Origin of the sequence: Micromonospora ferruginea, assembly GCF_013694245.2 — a bacterium.
GTDB classification, from domain to species: domain Bacteria; phylum Actinomycetota; class Actinomycetes; order Mycobacteriales; family Micromonosporaceae; genus Micromonospora; species Micromonospora robiginosa.
In genome coordinates, this window is the sequence record NZ_CP059322.2 from 4,296,306 (window position 1) to 4,317,167 (window position 20,862).

21 protein-coding genes and 1 pseudogene are annotated in these 20,862 nt (G+C 75.1%); 11 read left to right on the forward strand and 11 right to left on the reverse strand.

From position 1 onward, the window contains the following. Window positions 1–5: 5 nt before the first annotated feature. From H1D33_RS18610 to H1D33_RS18630, 5 genes are all read right to left on the reverse strand, one after another. Window positions 6–317 (reverse strand): hypothetical protein, encoded by a 312-nt coding sequence (locus H1D33_RS18610; protein WP_181571933.1) that lies wholly within the window; start codon window positions 315–317, stop codon window positions 6–8. Between the two features lie 91 nt (window positions 318–408). Then, window positions 409–750 (reverse strand): DUF1330 domain-containing protein, encoded by a 342-nt coding sequence (locus H1D33_RS18615; protein WP_181571932.1) that lies wholly within the window; start codon window positions 748–750, stop codon window positions 409–411. Window positions 751–852: 102 nt separating this feature from the next. Next, window positions 853–1,728 (reverse strand): hypothetical protein, encoded by an 876-nt coding sequence (locus H1D33_RS18620; protein WP_246412020.1) that lies wholly within the window; start codon window positions 1,726–1,728, stop codon window positions 853–855. A gap of 144 nt (window positions 1,729–1,872) precedes the next feature. Further along, on the reverse strand, window positions 1,873–3,132 hold the full coding sequence (locus H1D33_RS18625) for a hypothetical protein (RefSeq protein ID WP_181571931.1): 1,260 nt from the start codon (window positions 3,130–3,132) through the stop codon (window positions 1,873–1,875). Between the two features lie 324 nt (window positions 3,133–3,456). After that, a complete protein-coding gene (locus H1D33_RS18630) occupies window positions 3,457–4,050 on the reverse strand; it encodes a pentapeptide repeat-containing protein (protein ID WP_181571930.1) in 594 nt (197 codons plus the stop codon). Window positions 4,051–4,115: 65 nt separating this feature from the next. Between H1D33_RS18630 and H1D33_RS18635 the strand changes: the two genes are divergently transcribed. Together H1D33_RS18635 and H1D33_RS18640 are read left to right on the forward strand one after the other, a co-directional pair. After that, window positions 4,116–5,348 (forward strand): serine hydrolase domain-containing protein, encoded by a 1,233-nt coding sequence (locus H1D33_RS18635; protein WP_181571929.1) that lies wholly within the window; start codon window positions 4,116–4,118, stop codon window positions 5,346–5,348. Window positions 5,349–5,406: 58 nt separating this feature from the next. Next, window positions 5,407–6,048: an NAD(P)-dependent oxidoreductase gene (locus tag H1D33_RS18640; RefSeq protein ID WP_181571928.1), complete on the forward strand. Its 642-nt coding sequence runs from the start codon at window positions 5,407–5,409 to the stop codon at window positions 6,046–6,048. On the opposite strand, the gene H1D33_RS18645 is transcribed toward H1D33_RS18640, so the two are convergent. Together H1D33_RS18645 and H1D33_RS18650 are read right to left on the reverse strand one after the other, a co-directional pair. Continuing rightward, window positions 6,049–6,513: a PPOX class F420-dependent oxidoreductase gene (locus tag H1D33_RS18645; protein ID WP_181571927.1), complete on the reverse strand. Its 465-nt coding sequence runs from the start codon at window positions 6,511–6,513 to the stop codon at window positions 6,049–6,051. Window positions 6,514–6,544: 31 nt separating this feature from the next. After that, window positions 6,545–7,186 (reverse strand): DUF6642 family protein, encoded by a 642-nt coding sequence (locus H1D33_RS18650; protein ID WP_181571926.1) that lies wholly within the window; start codon window positions 7,184–7,186, stop codon window positions 6,545–6,547. Between the two features lie 190 nt (window positions 7,187–7,376). Between H1D33_RS18650 and H1D33_RS18655 the strand changes: the two genes are divergently transcribed. Next, on the forward strand, window positions 7,377–8,153 hold the full coding sequence (locus H1D33_RS18655) for a D-Ala-D-Ala carboxypeptidase family metallohydrolase (RefSeq protein WP_181571925.1): 777 nt from the start codon (window positions 7,377–7,379) through the stop codon (window positions 8,151–8,153). A gap of 90 nt (window positions 8,154–8,243) precedes the next feature. On the opposite strand, the gene H1D33_RS18660 is transcribed toward H1D33_RS18655, so the two are convergent. The 3 genes from H1D33_RS18660 to H1D33_RS18670 all read right to left on the reverse strand — a co-directional run bounded on the left by H1D33_RS18660 (window position 8,244) and on the right by H1D33_RS18670 (window position 11,028). Beyond that, on the reverse strand, window positions 8,244–8,780 hold the full coding sequence (locus H1D33_RS18660) for a hypothetical protein (RefSeq protein ID WP_181571924.1): 537 nt from the start codon (window positions 8,778–8,780) through the stop codon (window positions 8,244–8,246). 227 nt (window positions 8,781–9,007) lie between these two features. Next, complete coding sequence (locus tag H1D33_RS18665) at window positions 9,008–9,679, reverse strand: response regulator (protein ID WP_181572677.1); 672 nt, start codon at window positions 9,677–9,679, stop codon at window positions 9,008–9,010. Window positions 9,680–9,789: 110 nt separating this feature from the next. Further along, window positions 9,790–11,028: a sensor histidine kinase gene (locus H1D33_RS18670; RefSeq protein WP_181571923.1), complete on the reverse strand. Its 1,239-nt coding sequence runs from the start codon at window positions 11,026–11,028 to the stop codon at window positions 9,790–9,792. Between the two features lie 133 nt (window positions 11,029–11,161). Here H1D33_RS18670 and H1D33_RS18675 point away from each other — a divergent pair, with 133 nt between their 5' ends. The 5 genes from H1D33_RS18675 to H1D33_RS18695 all read left to right on the forward strand — a co-directional run bounded on the left by H1D33_RS18675 (window position 11,162) and on the right by H1D33_RS18695 (window position 15,318). Then, window positions 11,162–12,061, forward strand: a complete 900-nt coding sequence (locus tag H1D33_RS18675; RefSeq protein WP_181571922.1) for an ABC transporter ATP-binding protein — start codon at window positions 11,162–11,164, stop codon at window positions 12,059–12,061. Beyond that, window positions 12,058–12,849 (forward strand): ABC transporter permease, encoded by a 792-nt coding sequence (locus H1D33_RS18680; protein WP_181571921.1) that lies wholly within the window; start codon window positions 12,058–12,060, stop codon window positions 12,847–12,849. Before H1D33_RS18675 ends, H1D33_RS18680 begins: the two co-directional genes overlap by 4 nt. Window positions 12,850–12,851: 2 nt before the next feature. Beyond that, complete coding sequence (locus tag H1D33_RS18685; RefSeq protein ID WP_181571920.1) at window positions 12,852–13,541, forward strand: YqeB family protein; 690 nt, start codon at window positions 12,852–12,854, stop codon at window positions 13,539–13,541. A gap of 69 nt (window positions 13,542–13,610) precedes the next feature. Continuing rightward, window positions 13,611–14,111, forward strand: coding sequence for a hypothetical protein (locus H1D33_RS18690; RefSeq protein ID WP_181571919.1), 501 nt, complete (start codon window positions 13,611–13,613; stop codon window positions 14,109–14,111). 67 nt (window positions 14,112–14,178) lie between these two features. Next, on the forward strand, window positions 14,179–15,318 hold the full coding sequence (locus H1D33_RS18695) for an oxalate decarboxylase family bicupin (protein ID WP_181571918.1): 1,140 nt from the start codon (window positions 14,179–14,181) through the stop codon (window positions 15,316–15,318). Here the strand turns inward: H1D33_RS18695 and H1D33_RS18700 are convergent. Then, window positions 15,257–16,840, reverse strand: a complete 1,584-nt coding sequence (locus H1D33_RS18700) for a helix-turn-helix domain-containing protein (RefSeq protein ID WP_181571917.1) — start codon at window positions 16,838–16,840, stop codon at window positions 15,257–15,259. The two genes, H1D33_RS18695 and H1D33_RS18700, sit on opposite strands and share 62 nt — an antisense overlap. A 147-nt stretch (window positions 16,841–16,987) precedes the next feature. Here H1D33_RS18700 and H1D33_RS30330 point away from each other — a divergent pair. The 3 genes and pseudogenes from H1D33_RS30330 (at window position 16,988) to H1D33_RS18720 (ending at window position 20,854) form a co-directional block, all read left to right on the forward strand. Continuing rightward, a pseudogene (locus tag H1D33_RS30330) lies at window positions 16,988–19,530 on the forward strand (CDP-alcohol phosphatidyltransferase family protein). 13 nt (window positions 19,531–19,543) lie between these two features. Then, a complete protein-coding gene (locus tag H1D33_RS18715) occupies window positions 19,544–20,299 on the forward strand; it encodes an FkbM family methyltransferase (protein ID WP_181572676.1) in 756 nt (251 codons plus the stop codon). A 15-nt stretch (window positions 20,300–20,314) separates the two neighbouring features. Next, complete coding sequence (locus tag H1D33_RS18720; protein WP_181571915.1) at window positions 20,315–20,854, forward strand: DUF1697 domain-containing protein; 540 nt, start codon at window positions 20,315–20,317, stop codon at window positions 20,852–20,854. Window positions 20,855–20,862: the final 8 nt, after the last annotated feature.

Sequence of the window (20,862 nt, forward strand, 5' to 3'; positions counted from 1 at the left end):
GGCGTTCAGGCGCCGGGCCGGTACGGGCGCGGGGTGGCCGTCGGGTCACCCCGCTCGACCAGCGCGTCGATCTCGGCCGCCGGCAGCCCACGCAGCGCGAGCACCCGCCGCCCCCAGCGGTGCAGCCGGCACGGGTGCGGGCTGGCGTCGTTGCGGCAGATGGTCCCGCCCGACCAGGTCCGTGGCGCGTGCACCACCACCGCCCGCACCGCGAACTGGACGTCCTCGACCGTCACGTACGGCGGCAGCGGGATGTCCCGCAGCACACCGCCGTCGGCGGGCTGACGGGCGAGGGTTACGGACGCGGGGCGGCTCATCGGGTCGAACCTCCACAGGGGATGGTCGGGCGGGACATCGGAAACGTACGACGCCCGGCCCGACCCGCGACGGACAAACTGTCCCGGCGGCTCAGCCGAGCGAGGCCCGCATCCGGGCGGCGGTGCGCGTGGCGTCGTAGTCCGGGCCCACCCCGTCCAGGATGATGGTGTCGCCCTCGATGTTGCGCGTCCGCAACGGCAGGATCTTCTGGTACGCGGCGGACGCGTACCAGGCGCGGGCCCGCTCGACGTCGGGGAACTCGACGATGACCACGGTCCCCGGCCACCGTCCCTCCAGGACCTCGGGCTCGGCCCCGTGCACCCGGAACCGCCCACCGAACGGCGCGAACGTCGACTGCACCTTCTCGATGTACTCCAGGATCTCCTCGTTGAGCTGCGCGGGACGCAGGCTGGCGAGCGCGAAAGCGGGCATGGTGTCCTCCCCGGTGAGCGGCGCCGGTGTGCCGGCGCGGCAGGTGCCACCGATTCTGCGCGGGCGGGCCGCACCGGGTCGATTACCCGGGAGGTAACGGCGTCAGCGCAACGCGACGGCCTGGAGGCTGACGTTGCCGCACTGCCCGAGCGACTCCTCCACGGTCCAGCTCAGCGTCAGCTTCGCGCCGCGTGGCGCCCGGAACCGCACGGTGAAGTCGGCGGTCAGCGCGGTGTGCGGGTCCTCCATCCGGACGGTGCTGGCCGGGCCGTCGGCCACCCGCACGTCGAGCCGACCGCGGGCCATCCAGAGCCCGGCGTAGAGGTGCACCGTGCGCGGCTGGCCGTTGCCGGCCACGGTCAGCCGGAAACCGCTGCCCCGGTCGCAGGTGTAGACCCCGGACGTGGTGCCGCTGGCCGAGGCCACCGGGGCGCCGTCACGCCAGGCGTACTCCTCCGGGTTGTTGCTGTAGCTCTCCCGCTTGCCCCGGCCACCCTCGTCCCGGATCTCGCCGGAACCGCCCCGCTTGCGGACCGTGCGGTCGGCGCCGAGCAGGCCCCACTGGACCCAGTCGACGGTGCCCACGGCGGTCAGGTCGACCGAGGCGGGCACCTCGGCGCGGCTGACCGCCACGGTCGGCGGCGCCACCGAGGTCGGCGCCACGGTGGACGGGGAGGGACTGGGCGACGGCGGGCGCTGGCGGGGGCGTAGCCCGGGGGTGGCGACCGCGCCGTCGCCCTCGCTCGGCAGCCCGACCCGGCCGGTCGGCGCCACCGGCAGGACCGCGCTCTCCTCGCGGGGCGTGTCGTGCCGCTCGGTGCCGAGATAGACCACCACCGCCGCCAGGCAGAGGACCGCGGCCAGGGCCTCCAGCAGCATCCGCCGCCGGCGCCGCAGCCGGCGCAGCCCGGACCTGGTGTGCGGGCGCCCCTCCCGGTGCGAGCCGGTGCCGGTCCGCGAACGGTCCTCCTCGCCCACCAAACCCTCCGCTTCGTGTCACGCCGCGCCACCGGGAGCGGCCGGAGCGCGACCGGCTCCACGGTGTCACCGGCCGGTCGTTTGCGCCATATGTGAGCCGACGGGCGTTTCCAGTTCGTTACCAAGCGGTAGTCGCGCGGCCGGTCAGCTTACCGTGATCGCCTCGAGCGACACCCCGTCGTTCTGCCCGCCGGTGACCGTGAGCGCCCGCCAACTGATCAGCAGCCGCTGGTCACGGGGCGTTCGGAAGTGGATGACGTACTGGTAGAAGCGGTCGCCCCGGGCGAGGGCCACCTCCCGGACGGCGGGGTCGCCGCCACCGGAGAGCGAGACGTCGAGCCGGGCCCCGGCCGAGAACGTGCCGACGAACAGCCGGACGGTCCGCAGGTCACCGCTGCCGGCCACGGCGAGCGAGAAGGACTTCCCGGCGCCGCGCTGGAAGACACCCGCACGGGTGCCCGCCTCCCGGGCCGTCGGGGTGCCGTCGGTCCAGGTCAGCCCGGACACCCCGGCGTTGTGTTCCAGCCGCGCGCCGCCCGGGTCCTGGATCTCCCCGGTGCCGCGCTGCTTGCGCTGGACGCTGTCCGCGCCCGTCCCGCCCCAGTGCCGCCAGTCCCGCGTACCGAGCAGGCTGAGCGACACCGCCGCCGGCACCGCCTGCTGGTCCACATTGAGCAGCGGCCCGCCGGGCAACGCCGGCGCGCCGCTCGCCGGCACGACCGTGGGCGGCGCCGCGGTCGGCGCCGGCGTCGGATCCGTCGGCGCGGCCGCCGGCACGCCGGCACGGCGCTGGGGTGACGCCGGCGGCCGCGCCGAGTACGCCAGCGCCGCCACCGACACGCTCAGCGCCACGACGGCCAGCACCACCCGCCGCCGGTGCCGCCGGGCCCGGGCCGCGCCCACCCGGGTGGCCGGGCTCTCCGCGCCGGACCCGGCCGTCGCCCCGGCTCCACCCGACACCCTGGTGTACGCCGTGCGCAGCCGGCTCGACCCCCCACGTACCCGGGTCGCGAGCGCGACGACCGGCCCGGCCACCCGCGCGCCGAGGCTCTCCGAGGCGGTGTGACGGCCGGGCGCGACCGGCGTCGCTCCCCCACCCACCGGCGGCCGGGCGCCGGTCGACCGCAGCGCGCCCGAGGGCCAGGAGGCGTCCCGGTCCGGTCCCGCCGGTGGCCAGGCGGACGCCGAGCCGGCCGTCCCGAGCCCGGTCGGAGCGGGTCCGGTCGGAGCGGGTCCGGTCGGAGCGGGTACGGCGGGTGCGGGCCCGACGGTCGCGGCGGGGTCCGGATCCCCGGGCAGGCGGCGCGGGCCGGCGGGCGGCGGCGCGGCGTCAGACCCGTCCCGCACGGCGGGCAGCCAGCCACCGACCCGGATCCCCGACTGCGTGATGTCGTCCTCAGCCAATGCCCCTCCCTCGGCCGCAGACGCGGGCGGCCATCACCGTGGCTCGCCGCAGGGCAGGATGACACATGCTTCGATCATCGAGAAGCCGTCGAAGCGCACCAATTTTTCGCCCGGCCGGTTCGGGCGCGTCCCGTCGGGGAGAAACGTTGCGTGTAAACCGTTATACCTGAGGGTCATAATGATGACTCCGAGGTATAACGCTCCCAGGTGGAGCCCTTCGCTGCTGGCGTGAGGCCGGGCCGAAGCGGCGTCCGACCAACGCGACGGCCGGGTCGGCGAGTGGGGCCGGCCGAAGCGGCGGAGGCGACCGCCGGGCAGGGCGGGTCAGCCGACCTGGAAACCCAGCGCCTGCGCCAGCGTGACGGCCTGCGCCACGTCGACCCGCGCCCCGGCGCGGGCGACCTCGGCCGGGTCGAGCGTGGACAGGTCACTGCCGCGCAGGTCGGCGCGGGTCAGTTTGGCGCCGCGCCACTGGGCGCCGGACAGGTCGACGCCGGTGAGCACCGCGCCGGTCAGATCGGCTCCGGTCAGGTCGGCCTCGCGCATCCGCGCGTCGGTGATCCGCGCCCCGCGCAGGTCGGCCCCGGGCAGGGCGACGAAGGACCAGTCGCCCCCGTCGATCCGCAGCGGGCGCAGGTCGCACCGGTCGAAGCTGCTGCCGACCAGCTTGCAGCCGGTGAACTCGGCCTCGAACAGGTTGCAGCGGGTGAACGTGCACCTGGTGAACGCCGAGTCGGTGTGCCGGGAGGCGTTGAACGCCACGTTGCCGAAGACGCACTCGGTGAAGATCGCGCCCCGGCTGACCGCCTCGGTGAGGTCGACCTGGAAGAACTCGCAGCGGACGAAGTGCCGGTCGACCAGTTCTTCGGCGTACCAGTCCTGGTGGCGGTAGGTGACGTCCTCGGCGAGCTCCGGCATGCCGCCGACACTAGTGTGGCCGGCGGACACTTCCGGCTCGCCGTACCGGCGGGTAGGTTCGCGGCGTGAGCGTCGTAGTGAGCACCGACCCCGGCCGCCTCGGCTTCGACCCCGCCCGGCTGGCGCGGATCGACGAGCACTTCGCCCGTTACGTCGATGACGGTCGGCTCGCCGGCTGGCAGATCGTCGTCACCCGGCGGGGCGAGATCGCCCACTCCGCCACCTACGGGCAGCGTGACCGGGAGGCCGGCACGCCGGTGGAGTCGGACACGCTCTGGCGCATCTACTCGATGACCAAGCCGATCACCTCGGTCGCCGCGATGATGCTCTGGGAGGAGGGCCGGTTCGAGCTGAACGACCCGGTCAGCCGTTGGCTGCCGGAGTTCGCCGACGTCCGGGTCTACGACCGGGGCTCGGTGCTCAAGCCGTACACCGTGCCGGCGACCGAGCCGATCCGCATCTGGCACCTGCTCACCCACACCGCCGGCCTCACGTACGGCTTCGCCCAGGTCTCGGTGGTCGACGGCCTCTACCGGGCGGCCGGCTTCGACCTGGGCGTGCCGCCGGGCACCGACCTGGCCGCGGCCTCGGCCGGCCTGGCCCGGCTGCCGCTGCTCTTCCAGCCCGGGACGAGCTGGAACTACGGCGTCTCCACCGACGTGCTGGGCCGACTGGTCGAGGTGATCTCCGGGCAGTCGCTGGCCGCGTTCTTCACCGAGCGGATCCTGCGTCCGCTCGGCATGACCGACACCCGCTGGTGGGCGGAACCGGCCGACGCCAAGCGGCTGGCCGCGCTCTACGCCCCGCACCCGGCGACCGGCCAGGCGGTACGCGCCGACAGGATCGGCCAGGCCGCGCTGGCGGAGCCGAGCTGGCACTCCGGCGGCGGGGGGCTGGTCTCCACCGCCGCCGACTACCACCGCTTCACCCAGTTCCTGCTGCGCGGCGGCGAGTTGGACGGGGTACGCCTGCTCGGCCCCCGCACGCTGCGCTTCATGACCCGCAACCACCTGCCCGGCGGTCGGGACCTCGCCTCGTTCTCCCCGGAGGGGTTCAGCGAGACCGTCCTCGACGGGATCGGCTTCGGGCTGGGCTTCGCCGTGGTGCTGGACCCGGTGCCGTCGCGGGTGCCCAGCAGCGTGGGCGAGTTCTACTGGGGCGGCATGGCCAGCACCGCGTTCTGGGTGGACCCGGTGGAGGAGATCACGGCGCTGCTCTTCACCCAGCTCATGCCGTCGAGCACCTACCCGCTGCGCAGCCAGTTGCGCCAGCTCGTCTACTCGGCGCTCGTCGACTGAGGGGCCGGTTCCGGCGGAACGGCACCCGCCCGGCGGCCCGCTGCCTAGCCTGTGAGGCATGAGCGACATCGTCGTGTTCGGCGCCGGCGGGACGGCCGGCTCCCGGATCGCCGCCGAGGCCGTCGAGCGGGGGCACCGGGTCACCGCGGCGGTACGCCGTCCGGAGGCGGTCGGCTACCTGCCGCCCGGCGTACGCACGGTGACCGGTGACGCGACCTCGGCGCGGAGCGTACGCGAGCTGGCCGAGGGTGCGGACGTGCTGGTGGTGGCGATCGGCGGTGGCGAGCGTGACCTGTGGCGCGACGCGGCGCGGACGCTCGTCGACGCGCTCCGGGAGCTGCCCGACCCGCCCCGGGTGATCCATGTCGGCGGCGGCGCGACGCTGCTCACGCCGAACGGCACCCGGTTCCTGGACGAGCCGGACTTCCCGGCCGAATACCGGGACTCGGCGCAGGGGCAGGCCGACGCCCTGGAGTTCTACCGCTCCTCGGCCGACGGGGTGACCTGGACGTACGTCTCCCCGCCGCCGCTGGAGTTCCACCCCGGCGAGCGGACCGGGCACTACCGCACCGGCACCGACCACCCGGTGACCGACGCGCAGGGCCGTTCGGTGCTCACCTACGAGGACCTGGCGGTGGCGATCGTCGACGAGATCGAGAACCCGAGGTTCGGCAACGCGCGGTTCACCGCCGCGTACTGATCAGTCGGCGAGCCGGGCCGGGAACCCGCCGGTGGCGATCGGGCCCCAGGATTCGATCGTCACCCGGATCAGTGACTTGCCCTGGGCGACCATCGCCGCGCGGTACTCGTCCCAGTCCGGGTGCTCGCCGGAGATGTTGCGGAAGTAGTCGACCAGCGGCTCCAGCGCCTCGGGCAGGTCGAGCACCTCGGCCACGCCGTCGACCTGCACCCACGGCCCGTTCCAGTCGTCGGAGAGCACGCACGCCGAGACCCGGGGGTCGCGGCGGATGTTGGTCACCTTGGCCCGCTCGGGATAGGTGGAGATGACCAGCCGGCCCTCGGCGTCGACCCCGCAGGAGACCGGGGAGGACTGCGGGCGACCGTCGGCCCGGGTGGTCATCAGCACGACTCGGTGCCGGGGGCGGAGGAACTCGGTCAGGGCGTCCCGGTCGACCCGGGTGTTGCGCGCGATGCTGCGTGGCATCCCTCGGTTCTACCAGGCCCGGGGGTGGATCTCAGCGCGGGCGGGCGGCGGCCCGGCGCGGGGAGACCTGCTCGGGCACGCGGGGGCGCGCGGTGGGCCGCCAGGCGCGGCCGTTGGCGTAGATGACCCGGAAACCGAGGTACGCGGCGAGCGGCGCCCAGTGCGCCGAGCCCACCCGCAGCTCGGCCGCGTTGTGCCGCTGCCCGTTGGCCAGCACGTCGAGCAGCACGGTCTCGAACGCGGCCGACTCGACCCAGTCGACGTCGCGGGTGAACCCGCAGATCAGCGCCGCGCCGGTCACGTCGAGGAACTCGCGGAGGGTGGCGTCGGAGGCGCGCAGCACGGAGCAACTGCCGAAGTAGAGGCGGCGTCCCTCGCAGCGGCCGGCCATCCGCTCGGCCACGTCGGCCAGCTCGACGGAGTCCCAGTCGGTGAGGCAGAGCCGGCTCGGCTCGCCGTGCATGGCGAAGAAGCCGACCCGGTGGTCCGCGTACTGCTTGAGCAGCCAGCGGTCGAGGAAGTAGAACAGCTCGTCGCGGGTGGCGGCGTCCTTGTGGATGTAGCGGATCCGGCCCAGCCGTTCGAGCAGGTCGAGCGTGGGCAGGACGGACCCACGCTCGTTGAGGTCGCGGTGCCACTGCCCCTCGACGCAGAACACGCCGCCACGTGCCAACGCCCACCTCCCCCGCGCCAACCGGGCCCGGAGCAGACGTTACCGCGCCCCTCCGACCATGACCGAATGTGAGAACAATTTCCGCTAATCACCACGAAGACCCCCGTGGGCTGTCACGGTGAGAAGGACGGGACGTACCGGTCGTTCCACCCGTCCCGACCCCATCCGCTCTCTCATCGGGAGGACTCCTGTGCGCGTCAACACCCTGAAGCGGGCGGCCGTCGCGTTCGCGCTGGCCCTGCCCGGGGCAGCCGTCGCGACCGCCGTCGCCGCGCCACCGGCCCACGCCGACGGCTGCTACACCTGGGCCCGGACGCTCGCCACGGGCAGCTCGGGCGCCGACGTCCGACAGCTCCAGATCCGGGTGGCCGGCTGGGCCGGGTACGGCGGCATCGTGCGGGTCGACGGGCGGTACGGACCGGAGACGGCCGCCGCGGTACGGCGCTTCCAGGCCGCGTACGGGCTGCGCGCCGACGGTGTCGCCGGCCCGCAGACGTTCGCCAAGATCTACGCCCTGCAGGACGACGACTGCACGCCGAAGCACTTCAGCTACGCCGAGCTGGACAACGGTTGCGGCAAGGGCGGGTGGAGCGGGGGCCCGCTCTCGTCGTCCGCCACCCGGGAGAACGCGCTGCGCGCCATGTGGAAGCTGGAGGCGCTGCGGCGCAGCCTGGGCGACAAGCCGCTCTACGTCACCAGCGGCTTCCGCAGCATCGCCTGCAACCGGCAGGTCGGCGGCGCCTCGGACAGCCAGCACCTCTACGGCGACGCGGCCGACCTGATCTCCCGCAGCCGAACCCTCTGCGAGGTCGCCCGGTCGGCACGCGACCAGGGCTTCAGCGGCATCTACGGCCCCGGCTACCCGGACCACGGCGACCACGTGCACGTGGACTCGCGCCGGGAGAACACCAAGGACAAGTCGGCCGCCGCCACCGACTGGTCCGCCCCGAACTGCGGGATCAACTGAGGTAGCCGGCGGACGGCGGCCCGACGCGGGGGTGGGGGCTCCCCGCGTCGGGCCGTCGTCGTCTGCCCGGCCCGAGCACCAGGACCGGGGTCAGCTCGCCCGGGGCCAGCGCGGCCGGGCGACGGGGGCCGGCGGTGTGCTCGACCCGGAACCGCGTGTCGGTCGACCGACGCCGGGCCGGACCGGCGGCGCGGCGACCCGCGGGGACGGGCCGCGCGGCGCCTGGCCGGGTGCGAGCCGGGCGGCCGGGGCCGAGGCGCCCGGCCGGGCCGCCTGACCCGCGCCCGGCCGGGCAGTCTGGGCCGCCCCCGGCCGGGCCGACGAGGGCCCGGTCAGCACAAACGGGAACGGTACGTGCACGAACGGGTTGCCGTGCCGGACCAGCGCGTCGATCTGGCGCTCGTTCAGCCCGTGTGCCTCCAGCACCTTGCGTCCCCAGCGGTGCAGCCGGCAGGGGAACGCCGCCCCGTCGTTGCGGCACTTCGGCCCCGCGGGCCACTCCTCGGCGGCGTGCACCACCACCGCCCGGACCGCGAGGCGGACGTCCTCGGGGGTCAACGTCGCCGGCACCGGCACGTCGCCCAGGATCTGGTCGATGGGATCCCTCGACTGCTCACCAACTCGCACGGCAGGCCTCCCGCAGCTCGGCAGCGGTGCGGCGGACCGGCCGCACCACATCCTCGCCCACTGGTACGGCCGGACACCGGCAGCAGTTCAATCCCACCCCACCCCGAGCGTTTCCTCCCCACACCCCCACCCCCACCCACACCGCCAAGTCGACCATGAAGTTGGCGGCGACAAAACAGACAACCGCGCCGGTCAACTTCATGATCGACAGGGCGGGGGGTGGGGGGTCAGGCCAGGTCGGCGTCCTGTACCAGAAGGGCCACCTGCACCCGGTTGTTCAGGTCCAGCTTGGTGAGCAACCGGGACACGTACGCCTTCACGGTCGCCACGCTCATGAACAGCTCGGCGGAGATCTCCGCGTTGGTCCGCCCCCGGCCCAGCAGCAGCGCGACCTCCCGCTCCCGCTCGGACAGCCCACCGAGCAGCCGCACCGCCCGCTCCCGCTTCGGGTCCGGCCCGGGCGCCGGCGCGGCGGCGGTCACGTGTGCGATCAGCTTGCGGGTCACCGCCGGGGACAGCATCGCCTCCCCGGCCGCGACCCGGCGTACCGCCGCCACGATGTCGGCCGGCGGGGTGTCCTTGAGCAGGAAGCCGCTCGCCCCGGCGCGCAGCGCGCGCAACACCTGCTCGTCGGCGTCGAAGGTGGTCAGCACCAGCACCTCGGGCGGGTCCGCCGCCGCCCGCAGCGCCTCGGTGGCGGCCAGCCCGTCCACCCGGGGCATCCGGATGTCCATCAGCACCACGTCCGGGGCGTGCTCGGCGACCGCGGCGGGCACCTCGGCGCCGTCGGTGGCCTCACCCACCACGGTCAGGTCGGGCACCCCGCCGAGGATCATCGACAGCGCGCCCCGCACCAGCGGGTCGTCGTCCACGATCAGCACCCGCACCGTGCCGCTCATGCCGTGCTGGCCGGGCATGCGCTCACGGCCCTCGCTCCGCTCGGTGCGTTCGCTCATGCCGTGCTGGCCGGGCATGCGCTCACGGCCCTCGCTCCGCTCGGTGCGTTCGCTCATGCGGACACCGCCCAGGGGAGCCAGGCGGTCAACCGGAAGTCGCCGGCGGCGTCGCGCCCGTGGTCCAGGCGCCCGCCGGCCAGCGAGACCCGTTCGGCGACGCCGACCAGCCCGGTGCCGGCCCCCGGGATGACGGTCGCCGGACCGCCGACCGGCCACGGGTTGCTGATCTCGACCGCCAACCCGTCGCCGGGGCCCCCGGCCAGCCGGACCGTCACCACCGTGCCGGGCGCGTGCTTGCGCGCGTTGGTGAGCCCCTCCTGCACGATCCGGTAGGCGCTGCGCCCGATCGCCACCGGCACCTCGGCCGGCCCGGTCACCTCGTCGACCACGCTGACGCGTACCCCTGCTTCCCGGCTCTCGACGACCAGCGCGGGCACGTCGCCGAGCGTCGGCTGCGGCCGTTCCGGGGTGGCCTCGGAACCGGACTCGGCCCGCAGCACACCGATCACCTCGCGCAGGTCCTGCAACGCAGCGTGCGCGCTGGCCCGGATCACGCCGGCGGCCCGGGCGACCTCCTCCGCCGGCGCGTCCGGGCGGAACTCCAGCGCCCCGGCGTGCAGGCTGAGCAGGGAGATCCGGTGGGCGAGCACGTCGTGCATCTCCCGGGCGATCCGGCTGCGTTCCAGGTGCCGGGCCTGGTCGAGCCGGAGCTGCTGCTCGGCCTCGACCCGCTCGGCGCGGTCGCGCAGCGACAGCACCAGTTGCCGGCGGGCCCGGACGAACAGCGCCCACGCCATCACGATGCCGAGGAACAGCACGGTCCAGGCCACGGCGGCCCAGAGCGGCAGGGCCGGGTCGGGGCGGAGCACGATGTACGGCAGGGTGGCGGCCACGTTCCAACAGACGAGCGTCAGCCCCACCCGCAGCGGCCGGTGCACCAGCACGGTGAACAGCACGATCAGCAGCGCCGCGCCGGCGGTGACCGAGAAGAGCGTCAGCGGCGCGGTGGCCACCGCCAGCCCGATCGGCCAGCGGCGGCGCAGCCAGAGCGCGGCGCTGGCCAGCAGACCGACGAACAGGTCCGCCCCGATGAGCCAGTCCGGCCCGATGTTGAGCGCGAAGTCCGGGCTGCGGCTCATCGCGTCGTCGTGGGCGACGAGCACCCAGCCCAGCGCGATCAGGAACAGCAGGGCGTCGACGAACCAGTCCCGAGGGGTCCGCCGGGGGGCCCGCGCGGGCACCAGGTGGCCCGGCAGGAGCCAGGGGTGATCGGGTACGACGGCGCTGCTCACCCGCCCAATGGTAGGGAGCCGTCCGGACCGGCTACCAGCTACCAAAGTCGACGCCGGCGATGAACCGAGGTCGGTGCCGGCAGCGACCGCCGGCCGCAGCGGATGACCGGGTGGCCCCGGCAGGCTTCTCGGCATGATCCAAGTCGACCATCTGACCAAGCGGTACGGCCCGCACGTCGCCGTCGAAGACGTCACCTTCCGGTGCGAACCCGGCACGGTGACCGGATTCCTCGGCCCGAACGGCGCCGGCAAGTCCACCACGATGCGCATGATCTGCGGGATGACCCCGCCCAGCTCGGGCGCGGCCACCGTGGCCGGCCGGCCCTACCGGCAACTGCCCAACCCGGGGCGGGAGATCGGTGTCCTGCTCGACGCCTCGGCGCAGCACGCCGGTCGCACCGGGCGGGAGACGCTCACCCTGGCCGCCCGCACCATGGGCGTGGACCGGGGGCAGGTGGCCGCGAAGCTGGACCTGGTCGGGCTGAACGACACCGCCGCCCGGCGACGGGTCGGCGCGTACTCCCTGGGGATGCGGCAGCGGCTCGGCCTGGCGCTGGCGCTGCTGGGCGACCCCCGGGTGCTGATCCTGGACGAGCCGGCCAACGGCCTCGACCCGGAGGGCATCTACTGGATGCGCGGCCTGCTGCGCGACTACGCCGACCGGGGTGGCACCGTGCTGCTCTCCTCGCACCTGCTGCGCGAGGTGGAGGCGGTGGCCGACCGGCTGGTGGTGATCGGCGGCGGTCGGGTGGTCGCCCAGGGTGGCAAGGACGAGCTGCTGGCCGGCGCCGGCACCCTGGTCCGCGCCCGGGACCAGCACGCCCTGCGCCTCACCCTGGACCGCGCCGCGCTTCCGGCCACCGCCGGCACCGACGGCGGCTTCGTCGTCCGGGCCGAGCCGGAGGCCGTCGGCCAGGCCGCGGCCGACGCCGGGCTGGTCCTCACCGAGCTGCGTCCGGCCGGCACCGGCGGCCTGGAACAGCTCTTCCTCACCCTCACCGCCGGCGCGTCGACCAAGGAGGCCGTCCGATGACCACCGCCACCGCTGAAGTTCCCACCGCCACGCCGACGCGGCACCAGCCGGTCGCCGGCCCGTCGCTGGGCCGGCTGACCGGCGTGGAGCTGCGCAAGCTCGCCGACACCCGGGCCGGACGCTGGCTGCTCATCAGCATCGGGCTGATCGCGGTCGCGATCGTGGTGGTGCAGCTCTTCGTCACCGACGGGCCGGAGCAGACGTTCACCGCGTTCTTCACCCCGTCGCTGCTGCCGGTGGGGCTGCTGCTGCCGGTGCTGGGCATCCTCTCCATCACCGGGGAGTGGTCCCAGCGCACCGCGTTGACCACGTTCGCGCTGGTGCCGCGCCGGCACCGGGTGATCGTCGCCAAGCTCGCCGCGGTGGTGCTGGCCGCGCTCGCCTCGGTGCTGGTCACCCTCGCGGTCGCCGCCGCCGGCACGCTCGCCGCCAAGGCCACCGGCGGGGCCGGCGCCTGGACGTTCGACTGGCAGCTCCTGCCGTACGCGGCGGTGTTCCAGGTGGCGAACGTGCTGATGGGCGCCGGGTTCGGCCTGCTGCTGCTGAACACGCCGCTGGCGATCGTCACCTACCTGCTGCTGCCGACCGTGTGGAGCGTGCTGTCGGCGATGATCAAGGCGTTGCGCGAGCCGGCCGGCTGGCTGGACACCACGCGCACCATGGAGCCGCTGCTCAGCCCGGACGTGACGGCCGGGCAGTGGGGTCGGCTCGGCGTCTCGCTGGCCGTCTGGATGGTCGTGCCGCTGGTCGCCGGCCTGGTCCGCACGATGCGGCGGGAGGTGTCCTGACCGTGTCGGTCCGGGAACCCGGCGACATCGTGGTCGACGGCGGGGTCGGCGAGCTGGTGGTGATGTGGGCCGGGTTCCCGCTGCTCGGGGCGGGACTGGGCGCCGGGCTGACCGCGCTGTCGGGGTGGATCGCCGGGCTGGCCTGGTTCCCGTTCCAGGACGTGTTCGAGCTGCTCGACAGGTGGCCGGACGAGCGGTCGTACCCGCTCGGCGCGGGGGTGGTGGCGTTGGCCGGCGTGGCGCTGGCCGTGGTGGGCACGCGGGAGCGGCTGCGGGTCACGGTCGGGCGCCGGTCGGTGCGGCTGCACCGGGACAGGCACGGCCGGGACGTCGCGCGGGCCGAGGTGGCCGGCGTGTTCGTCGACGGCAAGGCGCTGGTGCTGCTGGACACCGCCGGCGGCGAGCTGGCCCGGGAGCGGTCCGACCTGGGCGCCGGCCGGCTGCGGGAGGCGTTCACCGGGCAGGGCTGGCCGTGGGTCGACCAGGACCCGCACCGGGACGCGTACCGGCGGTGGGTGCCCGGCCTGCCCGGGTTGCCGGCCGGCGCGGACGCGCTGCTGCGGGCCCGGGAGCGGGCGCTGAAGGACAGCCGCGACGCCGAGGTCAGGGAGCTGCACGGGGAGCTGGCCCGGCTCGGCGTCGTGGTGCGCGACGAGGGGAAGCGGCAGTACTGGCGGCTGGTGGACCGGTGACCCAGGGCCGGCACGATCGGCGGGGGCCGTCCTAGACTCGGGGCCCCCGCCGCCCGATGGGAGTTCCCGTTGCGTCCTCGGCTCGCACCCCCGGCCCTGGTCCTGGTCCTGCTGCTCGCCGGTTGCGGCGGTGAGACCGAACAGGTCGCCCTCCCGCCGCCGGCGAGCCCCACGCCGAGCACGGTGGCGCCGCTGACGGTCAAGGAGGCGAAGGGGCGCTACCTGTCCGTGGTGGCGGCGTACGACATCGCCCGGGACGAGCTGGCGGAGGCCGAGAAGGCGGGCCGGCCCTGGCGGTCGGTGCGGGAGCGGGCCGCCGCGGTCGCCGCCGCCGACGCGGCCTGCGCCGAGGAGTTGCGCGCCGTCCGCTGGCCGGCCGCCGTGCAGGCGCCGATCGCGGCGCTGCTCGCCGAGCACGAGGTGGCGCTGCGGCACTGGAAGCTCGCCGCCGGGGCGGACGGCGCCGCCGAGCTGCGCCGGGAGATCCGGGCCGCCGCCGCGCACGACGGCGTCCGGCAGGCGGCGAAGGTACGCGCCGCGCTGGGCCTGCCACCGCGCCGCGCCGCCTGACCCGACCGGAACACCGGTCCCGCGAACGCGTGATGTGCCCGCCGGCCACCCGGCCGACGCTTGGCACATGACCTCGAACGACTTCCCGCAGCCGGTACGCGGCGCGGCCGGCGGGCGTGACGTCGGGCCGCGCGACGTGACCCGGGACCGGGAGAACCCGGACCTGCTCGCCCCGCCGGCCACCGACGCCGGCACCGTGCCCAACCTGAAGTTCTCCTTCTCCGACGCGCACACGCGGGTGGAGCGCGGCGGCTGGACCCGCGAGATCACCCGGCGGGAGCTGCCGATCGCCACCGAGCTGGCCGGCGTGGACATGTCCCTGGAACCCGGCGCCTACCGGGAGCTGCACTGGCACAAGCAGGCCGAGTGGGCGTACGTGATCTCCGGGAGCTGCCGGATCGGCGCGGTCGACCAGGAGGGCCGCAACTTCCTCGACGACGTGCGCCAGGGCGACCTGTGGTTCTTCCCGCACGGCATCCCGCACCACATCCAGGCCCTCGACGAGGGCGTGGAGTTCCTGCTGGTCTTCGACGACGGCTCGTTCTCGGAGAACAGCACGTTCCTGATCAGCGACTTCTTCGCGCACACGCCGCGAAGCGTGCTGGCCAAGAACTTCGGCTGGACCGAGGCGCAGATGGCGACGCTGCCGGAGCGGGAGAAATACATCTTCGCCGGCGAGGTGCCACCGCCGCTGGACCGGGACCGGGTGGTCAGCCCGACCGGCGACGTGCCGCGCTCGTTCAAGCACCGCCTGCTCGCCCAGGCCCCGGAGCGCTTTCCCGGCGGCACGGTCCGGATCGCCGACGCGGCCAACTTCGCCGCGTCCACCGCGATCTGCGCGGCGCTGGTGGAGATCGAGCCGGGCGGGCTGCGGGAGCTGCACTGGCACCCGACCGACGACGAGTGGCAGTACTGGCTCTCCGGGCACGGCCGGATGGGCGTCTTCGCCAGCGGCGGAGTGGCCCGCACGTTCGACTTCCGGGCCGGCGACGTCGGCTACGTGCCGTTCGCCTACGGGCACTACATCGAGAACCTCGGCGACGAGCCGCTGGTGTTCCTGGAGATGTTCCGCAAGCCCCGGTTCGCCGACATCTCGCTGGCCCAGTGGATGGCGAACCTGCCGCCGGAGATCAGCGCCGCCACGCTCAACCTGCCCCGCGAGATGATCGAGGCGTTGCCGAGGGAGAAGCGGCCGGTGGTGCGCTGACCGGGCGGGCGTCCCAGAGCCGGGCCAGTTGCAGCCGGCTGCGCACGCCGAGCTTGGCGTAGACCGCGCGCACGTGCGTGTCGACGGTGTGGAACGACAGGTGCAGCCGGCCGGCCACCTGCTGCTTGGTCGCCCCGGCGGCGAGCAGCTCGGCGACGCCCGCCTCGCGGGCGGTCAGCGCGGCCAGGCCGTGCCCCGGCGGCCGGGGCGCCGGGCGGCGGCGGGTCGCGTCGAGCCGCGCGTCCCACGACTGCGCGCTCTCCTGGTCGCCTGTCGCGCCGGCCCGCCCGTGCAGCGCCGCCGCCTCCCGCGCGGCGGTCCGGGCCTCGGGCAGCCGCACCCGCGGCGAGCGGGCCAGGTCGAGCAGGGCGTCGGCGAGCGCCGGTCGGGCGGCCGTGCCGCGCAGCGAGCCCACCGCCGCCCGCAGCGCCGCCGGGTCGCGCCGGACCAGGCCATCGGCGTGCCCGGCCAGCCCGGCCCAGAGGGGTACGCGGGTGCGGGCGGCCACCTCGGCGAGGCGACCGGCGACCGCGGTGGCCCGCCGTGCGTCGCCGAGCAGCAGCAACGCGCGGACCAGCCGGGGACCGTACTGGGCGACCAGCAGCACCGGCCGGACCGTGCGGGTGAGGTCGTCGGCGACGGCGCGCAGCCGGTCCCGGTGCCGCGCCGGTTCCGGGTCGCCGGCCGCGGCACAGCCCAGCGCCGCGTGCGGCACCCGGTCGGGCCAGTCCGGCTCGGGCCCGGCGGCGGCCAGCAGCGTCCGCGCCCGGTCCGGCCGGCCACGTCGGTACGCCACCTCGACGCGGGCCGCCACCAGGGCGGAGCGCGCCTCGGCACCGAGTGCGCCGGCCGGCTCGTCCAGCGCCAGCGTGGCCCGGGCGTCCGCCTCGGGCAGCGCGCCGACCGAGAGCAGCCGCCGGCAGGACAGCGCGGTCAACGCCGGCCCGGCCCCGGCCGGCAGGTCGGCGTACGCGGCGTCCAGCGCGACCGCCGCGTCGTCGTACCCGCCGAGCGCGAGTTGCGCCTCGATCCGGTCGGTGCGGACCGCCACCGCCTCGCCGCGTACCGCCGGGTGGTCGGGGTCGACGGCGGCGAGCAGGTCCCGGGCGGTGGGCACCGCCCCGGCGGAGAACGCACGCGCGGCGCGGGCCAGCGCGAGCCGCACGGCGGCCCCCGGCGTCGGGTGTGCCGCCCGGGCCCGGCCGGCGGACCGCAGCAGGCCGTCGGTGTCCGGGTGCCCGACCCGGGCGGCGACCGACGCCTCGGTGGCGAGCAGCCAGCCCCGGTCCTCCGGCTCGGCGCCGGCGCGGGCCTGCCGCACCTGCGCCAACGCGGTCGACGGCCGGTCGTGGCCGTGCCCCGCGCCGAGCCGCCCGAGCAGGCGGGCGCGGTCGGCCGCGCCGGTGCGGTCCGCGGCGACCTCGGCGGCGAGCAGGTCGCGCGCCTCGTCCGGCGCTCCGGCGAGGTCGAGCAGTTCGGCGACGGCCAGCACCTTGCGGGCGCGGTCAGCGGGTCGGGACACGGCATCGAATGAATCACGACGGGCGCATCCGGTGCGGGCCTTCGGTGCGAAGCCACTCGTGATCGTGAGTTTTCCGCATCAGAGCGAACCGTTCGGGCATGTACTGCGTACAGACCGGTGGGTCGTGGCGCGCAATTCGGAGGCACAGTGACAGCGGTTCGGACTGATCCATTCGCGGGGACGATCCTTCAGGTCGGGGTGCTGGCGGGTCTCGCCGGCACGGTCGGCCTGGGTCTGGCCGGCTGGCTGGCCGGCCTCGTCTACGGGGTGGTGACGCTCGCCGTGCTCGGGCGCGGCCTGCGCCGTTCGGGCGCGGAGCGGCTCGGGCCGGCCGACTGGGTGACGCTGGGCCGGGCCACCCTGGCCGGTGGCGTGACCGCGCTGGTCGCGGACTCGTTCAGCCGCCCGGTCGCGGTCCCGGTGCTGGTCGTGCTCACCGCGGTCGCGCTCTCCCTGGACTGGGTCGACGGGCAGGTGGCCCGGCGCACCGGCACGGTCAGCGCGCTCGGGGCCCGATTCGACATGGAGGTCGACTCCTTCCTGGTCCTGGTGCTCTGCGTGTACGTGAGCGGCCAGGTGGGTCCCTGGGTGCTGGTGATCGGCGCGATGCGGTACCTCTTCGTCGCGGCCGGCTGGGTGCTGCCCTGGCTGAACGGCTCGCTGCCGCCGCGCTACTGGCGCAAGACGGTCGCCGCCGTGCAGGGCATCGCGCTGGCGGCGGTGGCGGCCGACGTGCTGCCCGTCGCGTTCGCCGTGGTGGTGCTGGTGGGCGCGCTCGCCCTGCTGGTCGAGTCGTTCGGCCGTGACGTGCTCTGGTTGTGGCGGCACCGCGCCGGCGCCGACCGCCCGGCGGTCGCCGTACCGGCCGCCGTCACGCCGGCGGTCGCCGCGCCGCCGGCCGCCGTCACGCCGCCGGTCGCCGCGCCGCCGGTCGCCGTCACGCCGGCGACGGTCCGCCCCGAAGTCGCCCGGCCGGCGGGCCGTGCGCCCGCGCCGGCGGCCCGCCGCAACGGCTGGAAGGCCGGCGCGCCGGTGCTGGTCGGCCGCGCCGAGGTCGGCGGCCGGCGCCCGTGACCGACCACCCGACCCGACGCCGGGTGCTCGGCGCGATCGCCACCGTGCTGGCCGCCGCGCTCGTGCTGGTCGCCCTGGTCGCGCCGGCCGACGTCAACGACCTCACCCCGGCCGCGTTCCTGCGGATCCCGGTGGAGGGGCTGATCGCGGTCGCCCTGCTCCTGGTGCTGCCGCCGAGGCCGCGCCGGATCGTGGCCACGGTGCTCGGCGCGCTGCTCGGCGTGGTCCTCGTCCTGAAGCTCGCCGACCTCGGCTTCTCCACGGTCCTCGACCGGCCCTTCGACCTGATCGCGGACTGGGCCTTCCTCGGCGCCGGCGCGGAGTTCCTGTCCGAGTCCTACGGGCGGCCCGCCCAGGTGGGCGCCGTGACGCTGGCCGTGGTCGCGGTCGTCGCCGTACCGGTGCTGGTGACGTTGTCGACGCGGCGGCTGGCCCGGCTGCTGGGCGACCACCGGCTGGTCGGCGCCCGCACCACCGCCGCGTTCGCCGCCGCCTGGGTCGCCTGCGCCGTGCTCGGCGCGCAGATCGTGCCCGGCCTGCCGGTGGCCGCCGACACCGTGGCGGCCGGCGTCTGGGACCGCAGCCGGCAGGTCAACGCGGGCCTGCACGACCAGGAGCGGCTCGACGACCAGCTCGCCGGCGACCCGTTCGCCGACACCCCCGGCGACCAGTTGCTGACCGGGCTGCGCGGCAAGGACGTCCTGGTCGCGTTCGTGGAGAGCTACGGCCGGGTGGCGGTGGAGGATCCGGAGCTGGCCGGCGAGGTGGACGCCGCGCTGGACGAGGGGACGCGGCAGTTGACCGCGGCCGGCTACGGCAGCCGCAGCGCGTTCCTCACCTCGTCCACCACCGGCGGGGGCAGTTGGCTGGCGCACGCCACGCTGATGAGCGGCATCCGGGCGGACAACCAGTTGCGCTACACCAACCTGGTGCGCAGCGACCGGCTGACCCTCAACGGCGCGTTCAGGCGCGCCGGGTGGCGCACCTCGCTGGTCATGCCGGCGCTCACCCGGGCCTGGCCGGAGGCGGACTTCTTCGCCCCCGACCGGGTCTACGGCGCCGAGGACCTCGGCTACCGGGGGCCGACGTTCAGCTTCTCCTCGCCGCCGGACCAGTTCACCCTGGAGGCGTTCCAGCGCGCGGAGCGCAAGCCCGGGCACGCCCCGGTGATGGCCGAGATCCCGCTGCTGTCCAGCCACATCCCCTGGTCGCCGGTGCCGAGCCTGGTCGACTGGGACGACCTCGGCGACGGGTCGGTCTTCACCGGCACCAACCGGGCGGACCGGGCGGACGAGGGCACCCGGAGGGCCTACCGGAAGTCGATCGTCTACTCGCTGCGGACGCTCGTCTCCTACGTCCAGCGCTACGGTGACGAGAACCTCGTGCTGGTCTTCCTCGGCGACCACCAGCCGGCCCGGGCGATCACCGGCGAGGGTGCCGGCAGGGACGTGCCGATCACGGTCGTGGCCAAGGACCCGGCCGTGCTCGACCAGATCTCCGGCTGGGGCTGGCAGGACGGCCTCAACCCCGACCCGGACGCCGCGGTGTGGCCGATGGAGTCGTTCCGCGACCGGTTCCTGCGGGCCTTCGGACCGCAGTCCAGGACTCACAGTTAGGAACGTCGTGACGATGCTCGCACGGGCCTGGGGGATCACCCGGTCCCTGGCCATCTACCACGGTCAGCCGGCCAAGCACCGGCGCGCCCGGGAGCTGTACGGCCAGTTCCTCTCCCCCGGCGACCTCGGCTTCGACATCGGCGCCCACGTCGGCGGCCGGGTCCGCACCTGGCGGCGGCTGGGCGCGCGGGTGGTCGCGGTCGAGCCGCAGCCGGACTGCCTGCGGGTGCTGCGGCTGGCCTTCGGGCGCGACGACGGCGTGACGATCGAGCCCACCGCGGTCGGCGCCCGGGCCGGGCAGGCACGGTTGGAGTTGTCCTCGGCGACGCCGACGGTGTCCACCATGTCGTCGTCCTGGATCGACTCGGTCACCGCCGACCCGAGCTTCGCCGGGGTGCGGTGGGACCGTTCGGTCGAGGTGCCGGTGGTGACGCTTGACGACCTGGTCGCCCGGCACGGCGTACCGGCGTTCTGCAAGGTCGACGTCGAGGGCTTCGAGGTCGACGTGCTGGCCGGGCTGAGCCGGCCGGTGCGCGCGCTCTCCTTCGAATACCTCCCACCGGCGCACGACGCGGCGCTCGCCGCGCTCGACCTGGTGGAACGGCTGGGCGCGGGGGCGGGCGGCTACCGCTACAACTACTCGCCGGTGGAGACCATGCGGTTCGCCGCCGACGAGTGGCTGGACGCGGCGGGGCTGGTGCGGCTGCTGGAGACGTACCGGCCGGCCGGCCGCTCCGGCGACGTCTACGCCCGGCTGGCGTCCGCCTGACCTAGGCTGGCGGCCATGACCCGGTACGCCGCCCTGCTGCGAGGCGTCAACGTCGGCACCACCCGGCTGGCGATGGCGGACCTGCGCCGCATCGTGACCGACCTCGGGCACGACGACGTGAAGACCTACCTGCAGAGCGGCAACGTGGTGTTCAGCAGCCCACCCACCCGCGACGAGGTGCTGGCCGAGGGCATCGCGAAGCGCCTCGCCGACGAGCTGGGCCTGCGCGTGCCGGTCCTGGTCCGGGACGCGGGCGAGCTGGCCGCGGTGGTCGACGCCGGCCCGTACGCCGGTCGCCAGGACGATCCGACCCGGGTGCTGGTGGCGTTCCTGTCCGCCGCGCCCACGGCGGCGCGGGTCCGCGAGCTGGCCGTGCCGTCCGGCGAGGAGATGGAGTACGCCGTGGCCGGCCGGGAGCTGCACCTGCACTACCCGGCCGGCAACTACGGTCGGACGAAGTTCACCACCGCGTACCTGGAGAAGACGTTGGGGGTGGTGGCGACGGTGCGCAACTGGAAGTCGGTGCTGGCGCTGCGCGACCTGACCGCCGGCTGACCGACGGG

Excerpts from the sequence above, each read along its gene's own strand:
- H1D33_RS18720 (WP_181571915.1), top strand. The coding sequence starts at position 20,315 with ATGACCCGGTACGCCGCCCTGCTGCGAGGCGTCAACGTCGGCACCACC.
- H1D33_RS18630 (WP_181571930.1), bottom strand. The coding sequence starts at position 4,050 with ATGCCGGAGCTCGCCGAGGACGTCACCTACCGCCACCAGGACTGGTAC.
- H1D33_RS18615 (WP_181571932.1), bottom strand. The coding sequence starts at position 750 with ATGCCCGCTTTCGCGCTCGCCAGCCTGCGTCCCGCGCAGCTCAACGAG.
- H1D33_RS18695 (WP_181571918.1), top strand. The coding sequence starts at position 14,179 with ATGACCTCGAACGACTTCCCGCAGCCGGTACGCGGCGCGGCCGGCGGG.
- H1D33_RS18610 (WP_181571933.1), bottom strand. The coding sequence starts at position 317 with ATGAGCCGCCCCGCGTCCGTAACCCTCGCCCGTCAGCCCGCCGACGGC.
- H1D33_RS18675 (WP_181571922.1), top strand. The coding sequence starts at position 11,162 with ATGATCCAAGTCGACCATCTGACCAAGCGGTACGGCCCGCACGTCGCC.
- H1D33_RS18645 (WP_181571927.1), bottom strand. The coding sequence starts at position 6,513 with ATGCCACGCAGCATCGCGCGCAACACCCGGGTCGACCGGGACGCCCTG.
- H1D33_RS18640 (WP_181571928.1), top strand. The coding sequence starts at position 5,407 with ATGAGCGACATCGTCGTGTTCGGCGCCGGCGGGACGGCCGGCTCCCGG.
- H1D33_RS18665 (WP_181572677.1), bottom strand. The coding sequence starts at position 9,679 with ATGAGCGGCACGGTGCGGGTGCTGATCGTGGACGACGACCCGCTGGTG.
- H1D33_RS18715 (WP_181572676.1), top strand. The coding sequence starts at position 19,544 with ATGCTCGCACGGGCCTGGGGGATCACCCGGTCCCTGGCCATCTACCAC.
- H1D33_RS18680 (WP_181571921.1), top strand. The coding sequence starts at position 12,058 with ATGACCACCGCCACCGCTGAAGTTCCCACCGCCACGCCGACGCGGCAC.